This window comes from Micromonospora sp. NPDC093243 (assembly GCF_044753725.1).
Lineage (GTDB): Bacteria > Actinomycetota > Actinomycetes > Mycobacteriales > Micromonosporaceae > Micromonospora.
Genome location: NZ_JBIVNT010000002.1, coordinates 627,328 through 645,409 on the forward strand (window position 1 = coordinate 627,328; position 18,082 = coordinate 645,409).

16 protein-coding genes are annotated in these 18,082 nt (G+C 74.2%); 7 read left to right on the forward strand and 9 right to left on the reverse strand.

Annotation, left to right across the window (positions count from 1 at the left end; genetic code table 11):
• The first annotated feature begins 22 nt into the window (after positions 1-22).
• The 3 genes from ACIP9D_RS07700 to ACIP9D_RS07710 all read left to right on the forward strand — a co-directional run bounded on the left by ACIP9D_RS07700 (position 23) and on the right by ACIP9D_RS07710 (position 2,226).
• Positions 23-379, forward strand: a complete 357-nt coding sequence (locus ACIP9D_RS07700; RefSeq protein WP_350867775.1) for an ArsR family transcriptional regulator — start codon at positions 23-25, stop codon at positions 377-379.
• Positions 376-645 (forward strand): hypothetical protein, encoded by a 270-nt coding sequence (locus ACIP9D_RS07705; protein WP_350867773.1) that lies wholly within the window; start codon positions 376-378, stop codon positions 643-645. Before ACIP9D_RS07700 ends, ACIP9D_RS07705 begins: the two co-directional genes overlap by 4 nt.
• A gap of 114 nt (positions 646-759) precedes the next feature.
• Positions 760-2,226, forward strand: a complete 1,467-nt coding sequence (locus ACIP9D_RS07710; protein ID WP_350867771.1) for an alpha/beta fold hydrolase — start codon at positions 760-762, stop codon at positions 2,224-2,226.
• A gap of 49 nt (positions 2,227-2,275) precedes the next feature.
• On the opposite strand, the gene ACIP9D_RS07715 is transcribed toward ACIP9D_RS07710, so the two are convergent.
• The 6 genes from ACIP9D_RS07715 to ACIP9D_RS07740 all read right to left on the reverse strand — a co-directional run bounded on the left by ACIP9D_RS07715 (position 2,276) and on the right by ACIP9D_RS07740 (position 8,356).
• Entirely contained in the window at positions 2,276-2,911 is a 636-nt protein-coding gene (locus ACIP9D_RS07715) for a dihydrofolate reductase family protein (RefSeq protein ID WP_350867769.1), read from the reverse strand.
• On the reverse strand, positions 2,908-4,185 hold the full coding sequence (locus ACIP9D_RS07720) for a DUF6596 domain-containing protein (RefSeq protein ID WP_350867767.1): 1,278 nt from the start codon (positions 4,183-4,185) through the stop codon (positions 2,908-2,910). The genes ACIP9D_RS07715 and ACIP9D_RS07720 overlap by 4 nt, the downstream gene beginning before the upstream one ends.
• Complete coding sequence (locus ACIP9D_RS07725; protein ID WP_350868796.1) at positions 4,182-4,538, reverse strand: YciI family protein; 357 nt, start codon at positions 4,536-4,538, stop codon at positions 4,182-4,184. Before ACIP9D_RS07725 ends, ACIP9D_RS07720 begins: the two co-directional genes overlap by 4 nt.
• A gap of 148 nt (positions 4,539-4,686) precedes the next feature.
• Positions 4,687-5,943, reverse strand: a complete 1,257-nt coding sequence (locus ACIP9D_RS07730; protein ID WP_350867765.1) for a DUF2786 domain-containing protein — start codon at positions 5,941-5,943, stop codon at positions 4,687-4,689.
• 143 nt (positions 5,944-6,086) lie between these two features.
• A complete protein-coding gene (locus tag ACIP9D_RS07735) occupies positions 6,087-6,770 on the reverse strand; it encodes a response regulator (protein ID WP_350867763.1) in 684 nt (227 codons plus the stop codon).
• Positions 6,767-8,356, reverse strand: coding sequence for a sensor histidine kinase (locus ACIP9D_RS07740; protein WP_350867761.1), 1,590 nt, complete (start codon positions 8,354-8,356; stop codon positions 6,767-6,769). The genes ACIP9D_RS07735 and ACIP9D_RS07740 overlap by 4 nt, the downstream gene beginning before the upstream one ends.
• 112 nt (positions 8,357-8,468) lie before the next feature.
• Here ACIP9D_RS07740 and ACIP9D_RS07745 point away from each other — a divergent pair, with 112 nt between their 5' ends.
• On the forward strand, positions 8,469-9,881 hold the full coding sequence (locus ACIP9D_RS07745; protein WP_350867759.1) for a cation:dicarboxylate symporter family transporter: 1,413 nt from the start codon (positions 8,469-8,471) through the stop codon (positions 9,879-9,881).
• A 67-nt stretch (positions 9,882-9,948) separates the two neighbouring features.
• Here the strand turns inward: ACIP9D_RS07745 and ACIP9D_RS07750 are convergent, their stop codons facing one another.
• Both ACIP9D_RS07750 and ACIP9D_RS07755 read right to left on the reverse strand, forming a co-directional pair.
• The gene (locus ACIP9D_RS07750; protein WP_350867758.1) at positions 9,949-11,085 is read right to left on the reverse strand and encodes a CaiB/BaiF CoA-transferase family protein; all 1,137 of its coding nucleotides are present in this window, start codon (positions 11,083-11,085) and stop codon (positions 9,949-9,951) included.
• Positions 11,075-12,223 (reverse strand): acyl-CoA dehydrogenase family protein, encoded by a 1,149-nt coding sequence (locus ACIP9D_RS07755; RefSeq protein WP_350867756.1) that lies wholly within the window; start codon positions 12,221-12,223, stop codon positions 11,075-11,077. The genes ACIP9D_RS07750 and ACIP9D_RS07755 overlap by 11 nt, the downstream gene beginning before the upstream one ends.
• A 112-nt stretch (positions 12,224-12,335) precedes the next feature.
• Here ACIP9D_RS07755 and ACIP9D_RS07760 point away from each other — a divergent pair, with 112 nt between their 5' ends.
• A complete protein-coding gene (locus ACIP9D_RS07760) occupies positions 12,336-13,292 on the forward strand; it encodes an ATP-binding cassette domain-containing protein (RefSeq protein WP_350867754.1) in 957 nt (318 codons plus the stop codon).
• A gap of 76 nt (positions 13,293-13,368) precedes the next feature.
• Entirely contained in the window at positions 13,369-14,160 is a 792-nt protein-coding gene (locus tag ACIP9D_RS07765; protein WP_350867752.1) for an ABC transporter permease, read from the forward strand.
• Here ACIP9D_RS07765 and ACIP9D_RS07770 read toward each other — a convergent pair.
• The gene (locus ACIP9D_RS07770) at positions 14,136-17,333 is read right to left on the reverse strand and encodes a BTAD domain-containing putative transcriptional regulator (RefSeq protein WP_350867750.1); all 3,198 of its coding nucleotides are present in this window, start codon (positions 17,331-17,333) and stop codon (positions 14,136-14,138) included. The genes ACIP9D_RS07765 and ACIP9D_RS07770 overlap by 25 nt on opposite strands.
• Before the next feature lie 191 nt (positions 17,334-17,524).
• On the opposite strand from ACIP9D_RS07770, the gene ACIP9D_RS07775 reads away from it, so the two are divergent.
• On the forward strand, positions 17,525-17,887 hold the full coding sequence (locus ACIP9D_RS07775) for a hypothetical protein (RefSeq protein ID WP_350867748.1): 363 nt from the start codon (positions 17,525-17,527) through the stop codon (positions 17,885-17,887).
• The last annotated feature ends 195 nt before the right edge of the window (positions 17,888-18,082 follow it).

Below are 18,082 nucleotides of genomic sequence, written 5' to 3' on the forward strand. Positions count from 1 at the left end.
TTTGCATGTGCAAGGGCTCGTCATGAGTGGTGACCCGCCGCTGTCGGGAGATGACCTGGTCCGGGTGCTCGGCACCCTGGCCAACCCACACCGGTTGCGGGTGATCGCCGCGTTGGCCCGGGAGCGCGCCTACGTCAGTCGGCTCGCCCGGGATCTCGGCATCAGCCGCGCCCTGCTGCAGGTCCACCTGCGGAAGCTGACGGCGGCCGGTCTCGTGTCCGCCCAGCTGGAGTTGTCGGAGGACGGGAAGGCAATGAAGTACTACGAGGTGAAACCGTTCGTGCTCCGGCTCACTCCGGAGCTCATCGCGGTCGCGGTCCGCACGCTGACCCCGCCGGACGCGGCGGACCGCGACGGTGCCGGGGGGTGGTCGGAGTGAGCGAGCACGACTGGACCGAGGTGGTCGGGGCGTTCGGCGTCTTCGCCCTGCTCATCAGCGTCATCACGGTGACCGTTGTGCAGGTGGCCAAGACCCGACGGGCGCGGCTCGGCGGGATCCGCGAGGAGGAGTACCGCCGGCTCGCCGAGACGGCGGTCCGCGCCCAGGAGAGCAACGAACGTCTGCTCGCCACGCTGGACGACCGGCTGGGCGGGATGGAGAACCGGATGAGCACGGTCGAGCGCGTCCTGCGGGACGTCGACTAGCGGCAGGTTCCCGGGCCGTCGAGCGCCAACTCGACGGCCCGGGCGGAAGCAGCATCACCTCGCCCACGGGCGAGTTCTCACCGCAATGCCCCTTCGAGGAGAGGACAGCATTTCGTGCTGCGCGTACGCAAGTCCGTCGGCTGGACGCTGGCGGTCGCGACGGCCGTCACGCTGGTGACCGCCGTCGGCCCACCGGCCTCGGCGGCCCGCCCCGGGCCCGACCGGACGATCACCTGGCACCCCTGCGAGAAGGACGCCACCGCCGAGTGCGGCACGCTGTCGGTCCCGGTCGACTGGGACCGGCCGGCCGGTGAGCGGTTCGACCTGGCCCTGGCCCGCCGGACCGCCACCGACCCCGCCGCCCGCGTCGGCTCGCTGGTCTTCGGCCCCGGTGGGCCCGGCGACAGCGGGGTGGACCGGCTGCTCACCGGCATGAACCGCTTCAGCGACGACCTGCGCCGCCGGTTCGACATCGTCAGCCTCGACCCGCGCGGCACCGGCCGCAGCCACCCGGTCGTCTGCGCCACCGAGTTGCTGGCGGCGCAGCCCCAGGTGATCGCGGACCAGGCGGAGTTCGACGCGACGCTGGCCGGCAACGCACGCCTGCGGGCCGACTGCCGAGCCCGCACCGGGCCGCTCTACGACCACGTGGACACCGCCAGCGCGGCACGGGACCTGGACGCGGTCCGGGCCGCGCTGGGTGAGCGCCGGCTGACCTTCCACGGCAGCTCGTACGGCACCCTGCTCGGCCTCCAGTACGCCGAGCTGTTCCCGGGCCGGGTACGGGCCATGGTGCTGGAGGCGGTGGTCGACCACAGCCTCGACACCCGGTCCTTCCTGGACACCCAGGCGGCCACCGTCCAGGACTCCTTCGACGAGTTCGTCGCCTGGTGTGCCGGCGACGCACGGTGTGTGCTGCACGGGAGGGACCTCCGCGCGATCTGGGCGGGCCTGCGGGTCCGAGCCGAGCGCGGCGATCTCACCGACCCCGACCGTCCCGGGTCCAGGCTGACCCCGTTCCTGCTCAGTCGACTCGCCCAGAAGGCGCTGTACGGGCCGGACTGGCCCGGGCTGGCGGCGGACATCCAGACCATGGAGTCGACGCCGGCGGCCACCACGGCCACCCCGAGCGCCCCGGCCGAGACGGTCGGTCCGTACCCCTTCGCGGTCTTCTGCCAGGACTGGGCCCTGCCGGTACGCGACCACCGGGAGTATGCCGCGCACCTGAACCGGCTCGCCCGGATCGCGCCCGACCTGCGCTATCCCCAGGCCGTCTTCGCGGTGGCGACCTGCCTGGGCACCCCGCCGCCGGTGGCGAACCCGCAGCACCGCCTGCGGGTGCGTACCGACGTGCCGCTGTTGGTGGCCGGCACCCGGCACGACCCGGCGAGCGGCTTCAACTGGGCGACCGGCGTCGCACGACAGCTCGGCCGCCACGGCGTCCTGCTGACCTACCAGGGCTGGGGGCACGGCAGTTACACGACCAGCCCGTGCGTCGCCGGGGCCGTCGACCGGTACCTGGTCGACGTGGCGCCGCCGGCTCGGGGCGTCCGGTGCCCGGCGGTGGACCCGACCACCTGACGCCCGCGTCACCGGCCGTCGGGTCGGGTGACCCGGCGGCCGGCGACGGTCAGCGTGACACCCGGTACGTCACGTGGGTGATGCTCGGGCCGGCGACCACCGCCGCCTGCTCCAGCCGGAGATCGCCGACGTCCTCGAAGAGCCGCTCGCCGGCCCCGAGCACGATCGGGACGATGTGCAGTTGAAGGGTGTCGAGCAGGCCGGCGGTCAGGTACTGCCGGACGGTGCTCGCGCCACCGGCGATCGAGACGTCCCGGCCACCCGCCGCCTCCCGCGCCTGCTTCAGCGCCGAGTGGATGCCGTCGGCGACGAACCGGAACTCCGTGCCGCCGGCCATGGTCAGTGCGGCGCGGGGGTGGTGGGTGAGCACGAAGACCGGCGTGTGGAACGGCGGCTCCTCGCCCCACCAGCCGCGCCACGTCTCGTCCCACGGCCCGTCGCCGCCGCCGAACATGTGCCGCCCCATGACGTACGCGCCCACGTTGCGGGTCATCTCGTCGACGACCTCCGCGTCCACGCCGCGATCGCCACCGGTCAACCCGTGCTGTGCCCGCCAGGCATCCAGGCCGAAGAGCCACTCGTGCAGGCGCAGGCCGCCCCGGCCCAGCGGGTCCTGGAGGCTCTGCTCCGGCCCCGCCACATAGCCGTCCAGGGAGATCGACAATTGACTGGTCACGGTGCTCATGGTCGGTCCACTCCAATGCTCGGTGCGGGCTCGGCCCCGGCCAGCCGGGCGGCCCGCAGCTCCAGATAACGCCGCTCGGGGAGGCTGGTGGTGGCCCGGGCGGCGGCCAGGTACGCCTCCCGCGCCGGGCCGGGCTCGCCGGCCAGCTCCAGCAGGTGGGCACGGACCGCCGCGAGCCGGTGGTGTGCGGCCGTTCGCTCGTCGTCGGCGAGCGGCGCGAGCAGCGCCAGCCCGGCGCGCGGACCGTCCACCATGGCCACCGCGACCGCCTGGTTCAGGGTGACCATCGGGTTCGGCGCGAACCGGGCGAGCAGCCGGTAGAGCGCCACGATCTGCGGCCAGTCCGTCTCCGCGGCCGACGGCGCCTCGGCGTGCACCGCCGCGATCGCCGCCTGGAGCTGGTACGGCCCGGGCGGCGACCAGGTCAGCGCCTCGGTGACCAGGGCGACGCCCTCCGCCGTGGCGGCCCGGTCCCACCGGTCGCGGTCCTGCTCGGCCAGCGGCACCAGCTCGCCGCCCGGCCCGACCCGGGCCGCCCGGTGCGCGTCGGTCAGCAGCATCAGCGCCAGCAGCCCGGTCACCTCCCCGTCGTCGGGGAGCAGCGCGTGCAGCATCCGGGCCAGCCGGATCGCCTCACCGGTCAACTCGGCGCGGTGCAGCTCCGGCCCGCTGGACGCGGTGTACCCCTCGTTGAAGATCAGGTAGAGCACCTGCCGCACCGCGGCCAACCGGTCGTCCCGGTCGGCCGGCGACGGCATGGTGAACCGCGCGCCGGCCGCCTCGATCCGCTGCTTGGCCCGGCGGATCCGCTGGCTCATCGTCGCCTCGGGCACCAGGTAGGCGCGTGCGATCTGTGCGGTGCTGAGTCCGCCGACCGCGCGCAGGGTCAACGCCACCTGCGCCGACCGGGCCAACGCCGGGTGGCAGCAGAGGAACAGCAGGCGCAGCGTGTCGTCGCCGGCCGGCGGCTCCGCGTCCGCCGGCGGGGCGACCATGGCGTACGCCGGCTCGCGGGTGGCCACCGTGACCTCGCGCTCCCGGCGGGCGTGCTCGCTGCGCCACTCGTCGGTGAGCCGGCGGGTGGCGACGGTGAGCAGCCAGGCGCGCGGATGTTCCGGCAGGCCCTGCTCCGGCCACTGGAGGGCGGCGGCGAGCAGCGCCTCCTGCACCGCGTCCTCGCACCGGTCGAACTGGCCGTGCCGGCGGACGAGCAGGCCGAGGACCTGCGGCGCCAGGACGCGCAGCAGCTCCTCGACCTCGCCGCCGTCGGTCACATCTCGGTCCCGGCGTCGTCCATGATCGGGCGGACCTCCATGACGCCGCCGTAGCGCACGTCCGGCCAGCGTGCCGCGATCTCCGCCGCCCGTTCCGGGCTGTCGCAGTCGACCGCCAGGTAGCCGGCGAACTGCTCCTTGCTCTCCATGAACGGCCCGTCGACGACCTCCGGATGCCCGCCGGCCAGCCGGACGGTACGCGTCTGCGACGGGTCGGCCAGCGCCTGCCCGCCCACCAGCTCCCCGGACGCGGAGAGCTCCGCCATGATCTCGTCGACCTCGCCGAAGAGCGTGACCCGCTCCTGCTCGGAGAGTTCCTCGACGAAGCCGGGCCGGTTCCAGATCAACAGCATGTACTTCACGACCTGCTCCTCGCGTCCTGGCCGCGCGATCGGTGGCGCGGCTCGCCGAGGGGTCGGAGCCGATACTCCGGTCCCTACAACCGTAGGTAAGAAAATCGCAGAATCTTCGGCGGGACGGTGGCCCCCACGCCGGGGCGGCTCAGCGCTTGCCGCGTACCTGCCGGCCCGGCCGGGCACCACCCGGGTCGAGCGACGCCCGGTCGGCCGCCGACGTGCCGGAGGCCCAGCCCTCCGCGTCCCGGACGGTCAGCCGGTGCCGGCGGACCCCGGGGAAGAGGCTCTCCATCCGTTCGCGCACCGCCTCACCTCGGGCGGCCAGCACCGGCAGCAACCGCTCCGCCCCGGCCGCCTCCGCCGCCTGCCGGCTCGCCGCTGCGCTGACCGCCCGCAGCCGCTCGCCGATCCGCAGCGCGAACGCGTTGAGGAAGGACTCGTCGTAACCGCGGGTACGCCGCCCGCCTCCCTTTCCCTGGCGCTGACCCCGGCCGCGCAGCATCTCGGCGGTGGCCTGCACCAGCAGCGACGTGTAGAGCAGCTCGACCGCCTCCAGGTCGGCCGGCCAGCCGAGCACGGTGGCGAAGCCGAGATCGTCGGACCAGACCGCCTCGCACCCGTTCGCCGCCGCCACCTCCTGCACCAGCAGCGCCTTCGCGCCGGCGTACGGGGCTTCGGTGCCGAGCCGCACCCCGCCGGGCAGGTCGGTCCGCGGCGCGTCGGCCGCCAGCAACGCCTCGTCGAGGCTGTGCCGGGCCATCAGCTCCTGCGCCTTGCCGGTCAGCGCCTCGGCCTCGGCCGGGAAGGTCGTCGACTCGGCCTTGGCCAGCAGCGCCCGGACCCGGTCCAGCATCCGCGAACCGCCGCCACCCCGGGAGCCGGCGCCCGGGCCGGCCGGCCCGCCGGTCGGCGTCGACCCGGGCGGTGGCCGCAGCACGGCGATCGGTGGCAGCCCCTCCACCAACGCCAGCGCCTCGACCGCCTCCCGCAGCGCGGTCACCCGGTCCACCCCTTCCCGGGCGGCCCAGGTGGTGAGGTGGGCACGGTCGTCGTCCCACCACAGCCCGGCGTCCAGGTCGCGCAGCTGCTCGTCCCACCACGTCGGGACCGGGCCCGCCTGCTCGCGCCGCTGAAGGGCCATGGCATCCGCCAGCAGCCGGGCCGGCCGGGCGCCGAGCCGCCGACCCGCGATCCGGGCCAGGTCGACCGGCTGCCAGCCGCGCGGCCAGAGCCGCCCGACGCCGCCGGCCAGCCGGCGCAGCAGCGCCGCGTCCACCGCCGCCGCGCCGTCCGGTGCGCCGGTGCCGACCACGAGCCGGTCCAGCTGCCGCTCGGCGCGGCGTACGTCGGTGTCACGGGCCGCCGCGAGCGCGTCGGTGATGAGCTCGTCGGCGTCGGGCACAGCCGGGCTCCTCCCTGCTTCTGTGGGCGGGCTCTCGCGCCGCCACCTGCATGATCATGCCCGGCGGGCTCCGGCCGGGCCGGAACGGGGAGGTTCGGATCCCACCGGGCCGGCCGGGGTCACGGCACCGCCGGTACGGGCGCTCAGGTGGGCCGGTACTCCACCTCGGGACGGCCCGGGGTGCCGTAGCGGGGTGTCCGGGCCACCCGGCCGGTCTCGGCCAGGTGCTCCAGGTAGCGCCGCGCGGTGACCCGGGAGGTGCCGGTCCGCTCGGCGACCTCCGAGGCGGAGAGCCCCGGCTGACGGCGCAGCACGTCCAGTACGGCGTCGAGCGTCTGCGCGCCGAGCCCCTTCGGCAGGGTGTCCGGGGCGGTTCCGCGCAGGGTGGCGAACATCCGGTCCACCTCGTGCTGGGCGGCGACCGCGCCACCCGCCGACGCCTGCCGTCGGTACTCGGCGTAGCGCTCCAGCTTGTCCCGGAAGGCGGCGAAGGTGAACGGCTTGAGCAGGTAGTGGGTCACCCCGAGGGCCACCGCCGAACGGACCACGGCCAGGTCCCGGGCGGAGGTGACGGCGAGCACGTCGGCGTCGCTGCCGGCCGCCCGCATCGCCCGGCAGATGTCCAGGCCGTGTACGTCGGGCAGGTGGAAGTCGAGCAGCACCAGGTCGACCGCGTCCGCGCCGGTCCGGCGCAGCTCCCGCATCGCCTCCCGGGCGGTGTGCGCCACCCCGACCACCCGGAACCCCGGCACCCGCTCGGTGTACGCGCGGTGCGCCGCCGCGATCAGCTCCTCGTCCTCGACGACGAGCACCCGGATCTCGGTCATGTCCGCTGCTCCGCCGGGACCGGTAGCCGGACCCGGAACACCGTCCCGCCGTCCGGTCCGGCGGCCACCTCGTGCCGGCCGCCGTGCCGGGCCAGCACCTGAGCGACCAGGGCGAGGCCGATGCCCCGTCCGCTGGCCTTGGTCGACCAGCCCCGACGGAACGCGTCGGCGACCCGGTCGGGCGGCAGCCCGGAGCCGCTGTCGGTCACCTCGACCAGCACCTCGCCGGCCGTCTCGGTCACGTACACCCGTACCCGCCGGGGCGGCTCCCCGGCGGCGACCGCCTCCAGCGCGTTGTCGACCAGGTTGCCCACCACGGTGAGCAGCTCCCCGGCCGGCAGGGTGCCGACGTCGAGCCGGGAGGTCGGGTCGACGGTCAGCTCCACGCCGCGCTCGGCGGCCTGGGCGGACTTGCCGAGCAGCAGCGCGGCCAGCGCCGGTTCGGCGATCGCGCCGACCACCTGGTCGGTGAGCTGCTGGGCGAGCGCCAGCTCCTCGGTGGCCAGCCGGACGGCCTCCTCGGTGCGCCCCAGCTCGACCAGGGTGAGCACGGTGTGCAGCCGGTTGGCGGCCTCGTGCGCCTGCGACCGGAGCGCGTCGGTGAGCCCGCGCACCGAGTCCAGCTCGCTGGTGAGGGCCCGCAGGTCGGTGTGGTCCCGCAGGGTCAGCACCGTGCCCAGGGCCCGGCTGTCGGCGCCGGTGGGGCGGAGGTTGGCGACCAGCGCGCGATCGGCGGTCAGGATCAGCTCGTCCCGGGCGGCCTGACCCGACGTGATCAGCTCGGTCAGCGCGGCCGGCAGGTCGGCCTCGGTCACCGGCTGATCGACCAGCGCCGCGTCGGCGGGCAGCCCGAGCAGCCGGCGGCCCTCGTCGTTGATCAGCGCGATCCGGCGGTCCGGGCCGATCACCACCAGGCCCTCGCCCACCGAGTGCAGCACCGCGTCGTAGTACTCGTACATCCGGGTGATCTGGGCCGGGCCGAGGCCGTGGGTCTGCCGGCGCAGCCGCCGGCTGAGCAGCCAGGAGCCGGCGCCGGCCAGGGTCAGCGCGGCGATGGTGGCGGCCACCAGCACCGGCGACTTCTCGAGCAGCTCCCGGTCGATCGCCTCGGTGGTGATGCCGACCGAGACCAGCCCGATCACCGCGCCGCCGGTGTCGCGTACCGGCACCACCGCGCGGACCGACTCGCCGAGGGTGCCGGTGTTGACCACGGTGAACGGCTGCCCGGCCAGCGCCGGTTCGATCGTGCCGATGAACGGCCGGCCGATCTGGGTCGGGTCTCTGTGCGAGTGGCGGGTCCGGTCCGGGGCCATCACCACCACGAAATCCGTGCTGGTGGCGACCCGGATCGACTCGGCGTACGGCTGGAGGGTGGCGGACGGGTCCTGGGTGCGCAGCGCGGCGGCCACCTCGGGCGACCGGGCGACCGTCTCGGCCACCGCCAGCACCTCCTCGCGGGCCGCGTCCCGGGCGTCGGAGCGGGCGACCAGCGCGACCCCCAGGGTGGCCGCCGCCACCAGCAGCGTGACCACGACGACCTGGAGGGCGAACAGTTGCCCGGCGATGCTCCACTTCCGTCCGGTCATGTCTCCTCGTCGTGACGGTCCGTCGCGCTCCCTGTTTCGTCGACAGTTCAGGTCGGTGAACAGAATGAACGCAAGGCTGATTCCGGTTGAGACCTGGGCCACAGTCTCAGCCATGCAGACCCCCACCACCAGCACACCGGCCACGCGGCCCCGGCGGGATCGCACCCACTTCCTCTACCTCGCGGTGATCGGCGCCGTCCTGGCGGGCATCATCCTCGGCTTCGCGGCCCCCGACGCGGCGCAGGAGCTCAAGCCCCTCGGCACCGGTTTCGTCGCGCTGATCAAGATGATGATCAGCCCGGTCATCTTCTGCACCATCGTGCTCGGCGTCGGTTCCGTACGGCAGGCCGCGAAGGTCGGCAAGGTCGGCGGCCTGGCGCTCGGCTACTTCCTGATCATGTCGACCGTCGCGCTCGCCATCGGCCTGGTCGTCGGCAACCTGATCCACCCCGGCTCCGGGCTCCAGCTGAGCAACGAGCTGGCCGAGGCGGGCCAGAAGGCGGCGGGGACCGAGAGCGAGGGGACCGTCGACTTCCTGCTCGGCATCATCCCCACCTCGCTGCTCTCCGCGCTGACCGGTGGCGAGGTGCTGCAGACCCTGCTGGTCGCCCTGCTGGTCGGCTTCGCCGTGCAGAGCATGGGCCGCCGGGGCGAGCCGGTGCTGCGGGCCGTCGGCACCATCCAGCGCCTGGTCTTCAAGGTGCTCGCCATGATCATGTGGTTGGCGCCGATCGGTGCGTTCGGCGCGATCGCCGCCGTGGTCGGGGCGACCGGGATGGACGCGTTGAAGAGCCTGGCCCAGATCATGCTGGGCTTCTACGCGACGTGTCTGATCTTCGTGCTGGTGGTGCTCGGTGCGCTGCTGTGGTTCGTGGCCCGGATCTCGATCTTCTCGCTGCTGCGGTACCTCGGTCGGGAGTTCCTGCTGATCGTGTCGACCTCGTCGTCGGAGTCGGCGCTGCCGCGGTTGATCGCGAAGATGGAGCACGTCGGAGTGAGCAAGCCGGTGGTGGGCATCACGGTGCCGACCGGCTACTCGTTCAACCTGGACGGCACCGCGATCTACCTGACCATGGCGTCGCTCTTCATCGCCTCGGCGATGGGCGACCCGCTCTCGGTCGGCGAGCAGATCTCGCTGCTGGTCTTCATGATCATCGCGTCCAAGGGCGCCGCCGGCATCACCGGCGCCGGCCTCGCCACCCTGGCCGGCGGGCTCCAGTCGCACCGGCCGGACCTGGTCGACGGGGTGGGGCTGATCGTGGGCATCGACCGGTTCATGTCCGAGGCGCGGGCGCTGACGAACTTCGCCGGCAACGCGGTCGCCACCGTCCTCATCGGCCGCTGGACCGGCGAGTTCGACCCGGAGCAGGCCCGGGCGGTGCTCGCCGGCGAGCGTCCGTTCGACGAGGCCACCATGCTCGACGAGGACCACGACGGCCCGGACGTGCAGGAGGCCGCCGCCGAGCCCACCGCCGACACCTCGTCGACCGTGGCCGAGCCGGAGCCGGCCACCGCGCGCGGCTGACCGCTGGAGATCTTGGTAGGAAACTGCCCCTCCGGGAGCGCTTTCCTACCAAGATCTTCTTTGTCGGCTAGCTCGACCAGCGCGCGATGATCTCCGCCGCGGGTTCCGGGTCAGGGGTGGGGGCCGGGGGCGGGGAGGGCGTACGCCCGAATCGCGGCGCCGGGGCGGGCTGGACCTCCCCGCCGACCTCCACGAAGGTGCCCCGGGCGGCGTTGTGCGGGTGCCGGTGCGCCTCGGTCGGGGCGAGCACCGGCGCCACGCAGGCGTCCAGGTCGGTGAAGACGGCCGTCCACTCGTCCCGCGTCCGGGTCGCGAACCGTTCCGTGAACCGGCGGCGCAGCTCGTCCCAGCCCGCCGGGTCGTACTGGGCCGGCAGGTCGGGGTCGTCGCCCAGACCAAGGCCGGCGAGGAGGGCGGCGTAGAAGGCCGGCTCCAGCGCCCCGACCGCCAGGTAACCGCCGTCGGCGGTGCGGTACGTGTCGTAGAACGGCGCCCCGCCGTCGAGCAGGTTGCGCCCGCGCGGCGCGGACCAGAGCCCGGTACCCAGCATCCCGTGCAGGAACGCGGTGAGCAGTGCGGAGCCGTCGACCATCGCGGCGTCCACCACCTGCCCGACGCCCGAGCGTTCCCGCTCCAGCAGCGCCGCCAGCACCCCGACGGCGAGCAGCATTCCGCCGCCGGCGAAGTCGCCGAGCAGGTTCAACGGCGCGTGCGGGCGCTCACCGGCCCGACCCAGCGGCTCCAGCGCGCCGGCCACCGCGATGTAGTCGATGTCGTGCCCGGCCCGGGGGGCCAGTGGGCCGTCCTGCCCCCAGCCGGTCATCCGGGCGTACACCAGCCGGGGGTTGCGGGCTCGGCAGGTCTCCGGCCCGAAGCCCAGCCGCTCGGCCACCCCCGGCCGGTACGCCTCCACCAGCACGTCCGCGCGCTCCACCAGGCGCAGCAGGTCGGCCACGCCGTCCGGCGACTTGAGGTCCAGAGCGGTGACCCGCCGGCCGCGCTGCAACGGCCCGCCGGGTGGCGCGGCCAACCGACCGGCGGCGGGACCGCCGGGCCGGTCGACCCGGACCACGTCGGCGCCGAGGTCGGCGAGCACCATGCAGCCGAACGGGGCGGGCGCGAGGCTGGCCAGCTCGACCACCCGTACGCCGGCCAGCGGCCCACCCCGACCTTCCGGCGCGGCCGACCCGGGGTCAGAGCGCACGGGCGATCAGCTCCTTCATGATCTCGTTGGTGCCACCGTAGATCTTCTGGGCCCGGGCGTCGGCGTACATCCGGGCGATCGGGTACTCGGTGGTGTAGCCGTAGCCGCCGAAGAGCTGCAGGCAGCGGTCGATGACCTCGCACTGCCCCTCGGTCAGCCAGTACTTGGCCATCGCGGCGGTCGGCACGTCCAGCTCGCCCCGGGCGTGCCGGGCGATGCAGTCGTCCAGGAAGACCCGGCTGGCCCGGGCCCGGGTGGCGCACTCGGCGAGCACCATCCGGGTGTTCTGGTGCCCGAGCAGCGGCTTGCCGAAGGCGGTGCGCTCCTTGGTGTAGGCCACGGTCAGCTCGACCGCCCGTTCCATCGCGGCGACCGCGCCCACCGCGATCACCAGTCGCTCCTGCGGGAGCTGCTGCATCAGCTGGACGAAGCCGAGGCCCTCGGCCGCGCCGAGCAGGTTCGCCGCCGGCACCCGGAACCCGTCGAAGAAGAGTTCGGCGGTGTCGTTGGCGTGCAGCCCGATCTTGGAGAGCAGCCGGCCACGGCGGAACCCCTCCGGATCACCGCCGACCTCGCAGACCAGCAGCGAGATCCCGGCGGCCCGCTGCTCCGGGTCGGTCTTGACGGCCACGATGACCAGGTCGGCGAGCCCGCCGTTGCTGATGAAGGTCTTCGCCCCGGTGATCAGGTAGTCGTCGCCGTCGCGTACCGCGCGGGTGCGCATCGCCTGCAGGTCCGAGCCGCCGTCCGGCTCGGTCATCGCGATCGCCCCGACGAGTTCGCCGCTGCACAGCCCGGGCAACCAGCGCCGCTTCTGCTCCTCGCTGCCGTACGCCACCAGGTAGCCGGTGACGATGCCGCTGTGCACGGCCAGACCGAGGCTGCTCTCCCCGGTGTGCGCCTGCTCGTGCAGCATGACCGCCTCGTGGGTGAAGCCCCCGCCCCCGCCGCCGTACTGCTCGGGCACGGAGAGGCCGAGCAGCCCCAGCTCGCCGGCGCGGCGGTAGTGCTCGCGGTCCGGGTGCCCCTGGGCGGCCAACCGGTCGGCGTGCGGCAGCACCTCCTTCGTGAAGAAGCTGCGGGCCAGGTCGGCCAGGTCGTCGTGCTCGGGTTGGCGCCAGGGCGAGGGGTGCGACATGGCCTCACCCTCGTGCCCGCCCCCCGGTGTGTCAACAGGCCCGGAACGCGCCGCCCGGACCGTGAAACCGCGGTGAAACCGCTGTGATCCGGGTGCCGCGCACGCTTCCCCCATGACGACAACCGCACCACGGCCGGCGATCGCCGCGACCGGCCTGCGCAAGACGTACGGCGACCACGTCGTCCTCGACGGCATCGACCTGCACGTCGCCGAGGGGACCATCTTCGCCCTGCTCGGCCCGAACGGCGCAGGCAAGACCACGGCGGTCCAGATCCTGTCCACGCTGATCCGGGCGGACGGCGGCGACATACGGGTCGTCGGACACGACCTGACCCGCGAGCCGGACCGGGTGCGCGCCGGCATCGGCGTCACCGGCCAGTTCTCCGCGGTCGACAACCTGCTCACCGGCGCGGAGAACCTGAAGCTCATGGCCGACCTGCGTCATCTGGGGCGTGCCGCGGAGCGTCGGCGGACCGCCGAGCTGCTCGAGCGGTTCGACCTGGTGGACGCGGCCGGCAAGCCGGCTGCCACCTACTCCGGCGGCATGCGCCGGCGGCTCGACCTGGCGATGACCCTGGTCGGCGACCCGCGGCTGATCTTCCTGGACGAGCCGACGACCGGTCTGGACCCGCGCAGCCGCCGGGCGATGTGGGAGATCATCCGGGAACTGGTGTCCGGCGGGGTGACCATCTTCCTCACCACCCAGTACCTCGAGGAGGCGGACCAGCTCGCCGACCGGATCGCCGTGCTGGACCACGGCCGGCTGGTCGCCGAGGGCACGGCCGAGGAGCTGAAGCGGCGGGCCCCGGGCGGCCACCTCCAGCTGCGCTTCACCGACGCCGAAGGGCTGGCCGCGGCCGCCCGCGCGCTCGGCGACGTGCGCCGCGACGACGAGTCGCTGACCCTGCGGGTGCCGAGCGACGGCGGCGTCCGGTCGCTGCGGGCCGTGCTCGACCGGCTCGACGACATCCGGGTCGAGGTCGAGTCGCTGAGCGTGCACACGCCTGACCTCGACGACGTCTTCCTCACCCTCACCGGCCACGACACCCAGGAGAAGGTCCCGGCATGAGCGAGCGCAGCGAGCGAATCATCAAGCACAGCGCGGGCGAGTCTCAGGCCGGCGCCGACCGGAGGGAGGTGCTGGCATGAGCAGCCTCGCGTACACCCTGAGCGACTCCGCGACCATGCTGCGGCGCAACCTGCGCCACATGCAGCGGTACCCGTCCCTGACCCTGATGGTCATCGGCATTCCGGTGATCTTCCTGCTGCTCTTCGTCTACGTCTTCGGCGGCACCCTCGGCGCCGGACTCGGCGGGCCCTCCGGCGGCCGCGAGGAGTACGCCACCTACGTCACGCCCGGCATCCTGCTCATTGCCGTGGCGGGGGTGGCGCAGGGCACGGCGATCTCGGTGGCGATGGACATGACCGAGGGCATCGTCGCCCGGTTCCGCACCATGTCGATCGCCCGGGTGTCGGTGCTGACCGGCCACGTCGTCGGCAGTCTGATCCAGACCATGCTCGGCCTCGCGGCGGTCACCGGCGTCGCCCTGCTGGTCGGGTTCCGCCCCACCGCCGGCCCGCTCGAGTGGCTGGCCGCCACCGGGCTGCTCGCCGCGGTCACCTTCGCGATCACCTGGCTGTCGGTGGCGCTCGGCATGGTCACCAAGAGCGTCGAGACGGCGAGCAACCTGCCCATGCCGCTGATGCTGCTGCCGTTCCTGGGCAGCGGGTTCGTCCCCACCGACTCGATGCCGACCGGGCTGCGCTGGTTCGCCGAGTACCAGCCGTTCACGCCGGTGATGGAGACCCTGCGTGGCCTGCTGGTGGGCGGGCCGATCGGTTCCAGCGCGACCCAGGCGCTCGCCTGGTGCGCCGGGATCACGCTGCTGAGCTACCTGTGGGCGCGAAAGCTCTACGATCGCGACCCGTCGCGGTGACCGGCGGGACGGGCGGCCAGCGCCGAGAGCGCGGCCGCCCGCAGCCCGCCCGGGTCCATGGCGGCGTACGTCGACACCGCGTCGGCGTACGCCGCCTTGTCGGCCTGTTCGGCCTCCTGCCGCGCGGTGGCCGAGGACATCGTGGGCTGGAACTCCCGCAGGAAGCGGAACCGCTCCGCCAGGGCGACCAGCCGGGCGCCGCTGGCGGCGGCCGCGGGATCGCCGCCGTTGCGGGCCTGCTCGATGTCGACCATGGCGAGCGCCAGGAGGAGCGTGCCGGAGACCGGCTGCTGCATCACGAACGCGGGCGGGTTGACGGCGGGATTCGTCAGCATCCGGTGCAGGTGGTCGGCCAGCGCATCCGGCAGCGTGGGAACGAGATCGAGCCGGTCGGACCTGGCGTGCGCGACGACGGCGATCGCCCCGATCTGGAGCGCCCACGGGGTGGGGCCGCCGCACTCGTCGGTCTGGAACAGCGGGTCCACGGACGCGGTGACGTCCGTGACGGCCTGTCGCCACAGCTCCAGTCCGCGGTCGACCTGGCCACGTTGGAGCCGGACCTCGGCGCGGACGCCCAGCTCGAACGACCCCAGCCCGTACGCGTCCTCGATGCCGTGCCGGGCCGCCAGTTCGAGCCAGCGCTCCGCCGCGTCGACGTCACCGGCCCCGAGGCTGACGAGCGCCAGCGCCCACCGGATCTGGATCACGTCGGCCCACGGCCCGGTCTCCTCCAGCAGGCGCAGCGCCGCCATCAGGTGCCGTCGTGTCTCCTCCCACTCATCCGTCTGGGCGAGCAGTTCGCTGAGTCGGGAGTGGGCGAGGATCCGCAACCACGGGGTGACGGTCGGCCCGAGGGCGTCGAGCATCCGCCGGGCCGCGTCGAGCGCGCCCTCCGGGTCGCCCTCCCGCTCGTAGGTGTAGGTGGCGAGGGAGTGGGCGAGGCCGGCCACGAGCGGTTCGGGGCGGGCCCGGAGCGCGCGCAGCACGGCGGGGTCCGCGGCGATCGCGGGGAGGGCGTTCAGCAGGATCGACAGCGCACCGGTCAGGGTGTCCGGCGACGGGGGCGGCAGGCGGCGCAGGGTCACCAGGCTGCGGATGGGGTGCGGGCCCTGGATCATCATCAGGTTCGCCGCGCAGAGGGCCGAGGCGGCCCTGGTCACCTCGACGAACTTCGGCTCGGGCCGGTAGTGCGAGAGCGGCGGCCCGGTCTCCTCGGCGAGCGCGATCATCCGGGTGTAGGCGGCGTCCAGCGTCCAGATGCCGGCCAGGACGGCCGCGGTGGCAGCCACCGTGGGGCAGTCCGCACGGGCCAGCGCGATCCGGTACGCCTGCACGATGTTGTCCTGCTCGGCGCGGACCCGCTCCACGGTGGCGAACGCGTCCGGGCCGAGCAGTTCCTCGTGGTGCGTGAGGCCGACGTCCCGGGCCCAGTCGAGGAGACGGTCGGTCACCGCCCCGGTCTCCCCGGCCTCGTCGCGGCGGGCGGCGCCGAACTCGCGGACCGTCTCCAGCATCCGCATCCGGACACCGGTCGGGGTCTCGTCGACCTTGAGCAGCGACTGGTCCACGAGGTGTTCCAGCACCGGCAGCGGGTCGCCGTCGACCAGGTACCGGGCCGCGTCGGCGGTGAACCCGGCGGGGAAGACGGAGAGGGCACGCATGGCCGCCCGGCCGTCCTCGTCGAGCAGGGCCCAGCTCCAGTCGACCACCGCGTGGAGCGTGTGGTGCCGCTGCGGCGCGTCCCGGGCCCCGCCCCGGAGCAGGGCGAACCGGTCGTCCAGCCGGCGGGCGATCTCGGCCACCGACATGGTCCGCACCCGGGCCGCCGCCAGCTCCACCGCGAGCGGGAGCCCGTCGAGGTGCCGGCAGAGCGCCGCCACCACGTCCCCGGGCAGGTCGACGCCGGGCCGCGCGGAGCGCGCCCGCTGCCCGAACAGCTCGACGCTGGTCGGCAGCGTCAGCTCCGGCAGCAGGTGGACGGACTCGGAGGAGAGGCCCAACGGGGTACGGCTGGTGACGAGTACCCGCAGGTCGCGGGTCGTCGAGACCAGCGCACCGACCAGCTCGGCGGCGCCCCGGACGACGTGCTCGCAGTTGTCGAGCACCAGCAGCGTCGGTCCCGAGCCGAGCACGGCGGCGATGGCGGTCGCCGGGTCCCGCCCGGCGGACAGGGCGGCGGCCGGCGTACCGAGGGTCTCGCCGACGCCGAGGGCGGCGGCCACCTCACCGGCCACGTCCTCGTCGGCTCGCACACCGGCGAGCGGCACCAGGTGGACGACGCGCTGCGCGGCCTGCCGGGCGACCGCGTAGGACAGCCGGGTCTTGCCCAGCCCGCCCGGCCCCACGATGGAGGTCACCCGGGAGGCGCGCAGCAGCCCGGTCACCGCGGTGATGTCGGCGTCCCGCCCGAGCAGCGGGTTGGGATCGTGCGGCACGCCGTGCCGGACCGGCGGCGGCTCGTCCCGCAGCAGTTCCCGCTGCACCTCCCGCAGCGCCGTTCCAGGGTCGGTGCCGAGCTCGTCGCGGAGCGACCGCCGGTACGCCTCGTAGCGGGCCAGCGCCGCCGACGGACCGGTCGTGGCCGCCTCGGCGCGCAGCAGTTCGCCGAGCAGCTCCTCGTCGCGGGTCGGTCCGCCGGCCAGCTCGGCGAGCGGCCCGACCGCCTCGGCGTGCCGGCCGAGCCGGGCCAACGCCAGCGCCCGTGAGCGCAGCAGCGACCGGTACGCGGTGGCCCGTTCGGCCCGCAGCACGGCGAGCGGATCGCCGGCGGCGCTCTCCTCGGGCGGCCCGCTCCAGTAGGCCAGACCGGCGTCCGCGCTGGCCAACGCCGCGGCATGGTCGCCGGCCCGGGCCCGCTCCGCGCTCACCGCGGCGTGCCGCAGCACGGCGGCGGCGTCGACCTGCTCCTCGACCAGGGTGAGCCGGTAGCCGGTGGCCGTCCGGGCGATGACGTCCGCGCCCAGCTGCGCCCGCACCCGGGAGACCAGGACCTGCACCGCCTTGGGTGGGTTCTCCGGCAGCTCGTCCGGCCAGAGCCCGGCGACCAGCCGGCCGGTGCCGCACCCGGCGCGCAGGTCGGCGGCGAGCAGCGCGAGCAGCCCGTGCAGCCGGGGCCCGGCGATCTCCCGGCCCCGGTAGGAGACACCTGACAGCAGAGTCAGCTCGGCGGTCACCCGATCAGGTTAGACAGGTGCGGTCCGCCCCCGAGGCCGGCCGCACACCGGGCGCCGTCGTTATGGCGTCGTCAAGAATCCCCGGCTCACCGTCACAGGCGTGTGAAAACCATCGACGGTTGCCGGTCGGCGGGAATCGGATGGCGACGGACGGGCCCGGCGGGCGGGCTCAGGTTCGGCGGAGGCGTGCCGTGAGCGTCGATCGTGACCGGAAGATCGGAGCGGAGGACTGTCGTACCCCCACCGGAGTCAGCGCAGCGTTCGGTGCCCTGCTGGTGGTCGGTGCGGCTCTGCTGGCCGCGGCGCTCTTTCCGCCGGCCGAGGTGCCGGGCCGGCTGCTGGTCGTCGCGCTCGCGGTCGGCGGGTACGCCGCCGTCGTGCCGGACCTGCGGGCGCTGGCCGTGACGACGGTACTGGCCGCGGCGACCTTCATCGGGTTCCTGGTCAACCAGTTCGGCGACCTGACCGGGGTCTCCGGTGAGGTCTGTTCGTACCCGGCGGTGATCGCGTTCGCGGCCGCCCTGGGAGCCGGGTACCGCCACCTGCGCTCTTGACGACCGCCCGGCGGCGTGGAAACCCGCCGCCGGACCTTCGCGCCGGCCCACCAGGCGCCGCGCCCGCTGTGGCCGCGCTCACCCGATGGGGGCGAGCTGTGAAAAGGCCGTCAAGAAACCGGGGCCTGCCGTCATGGTCGCGTTATGGACCCTGTCGCCGTGCACTGCGTGGCGCTTTGATTGCCCGGCGCGACC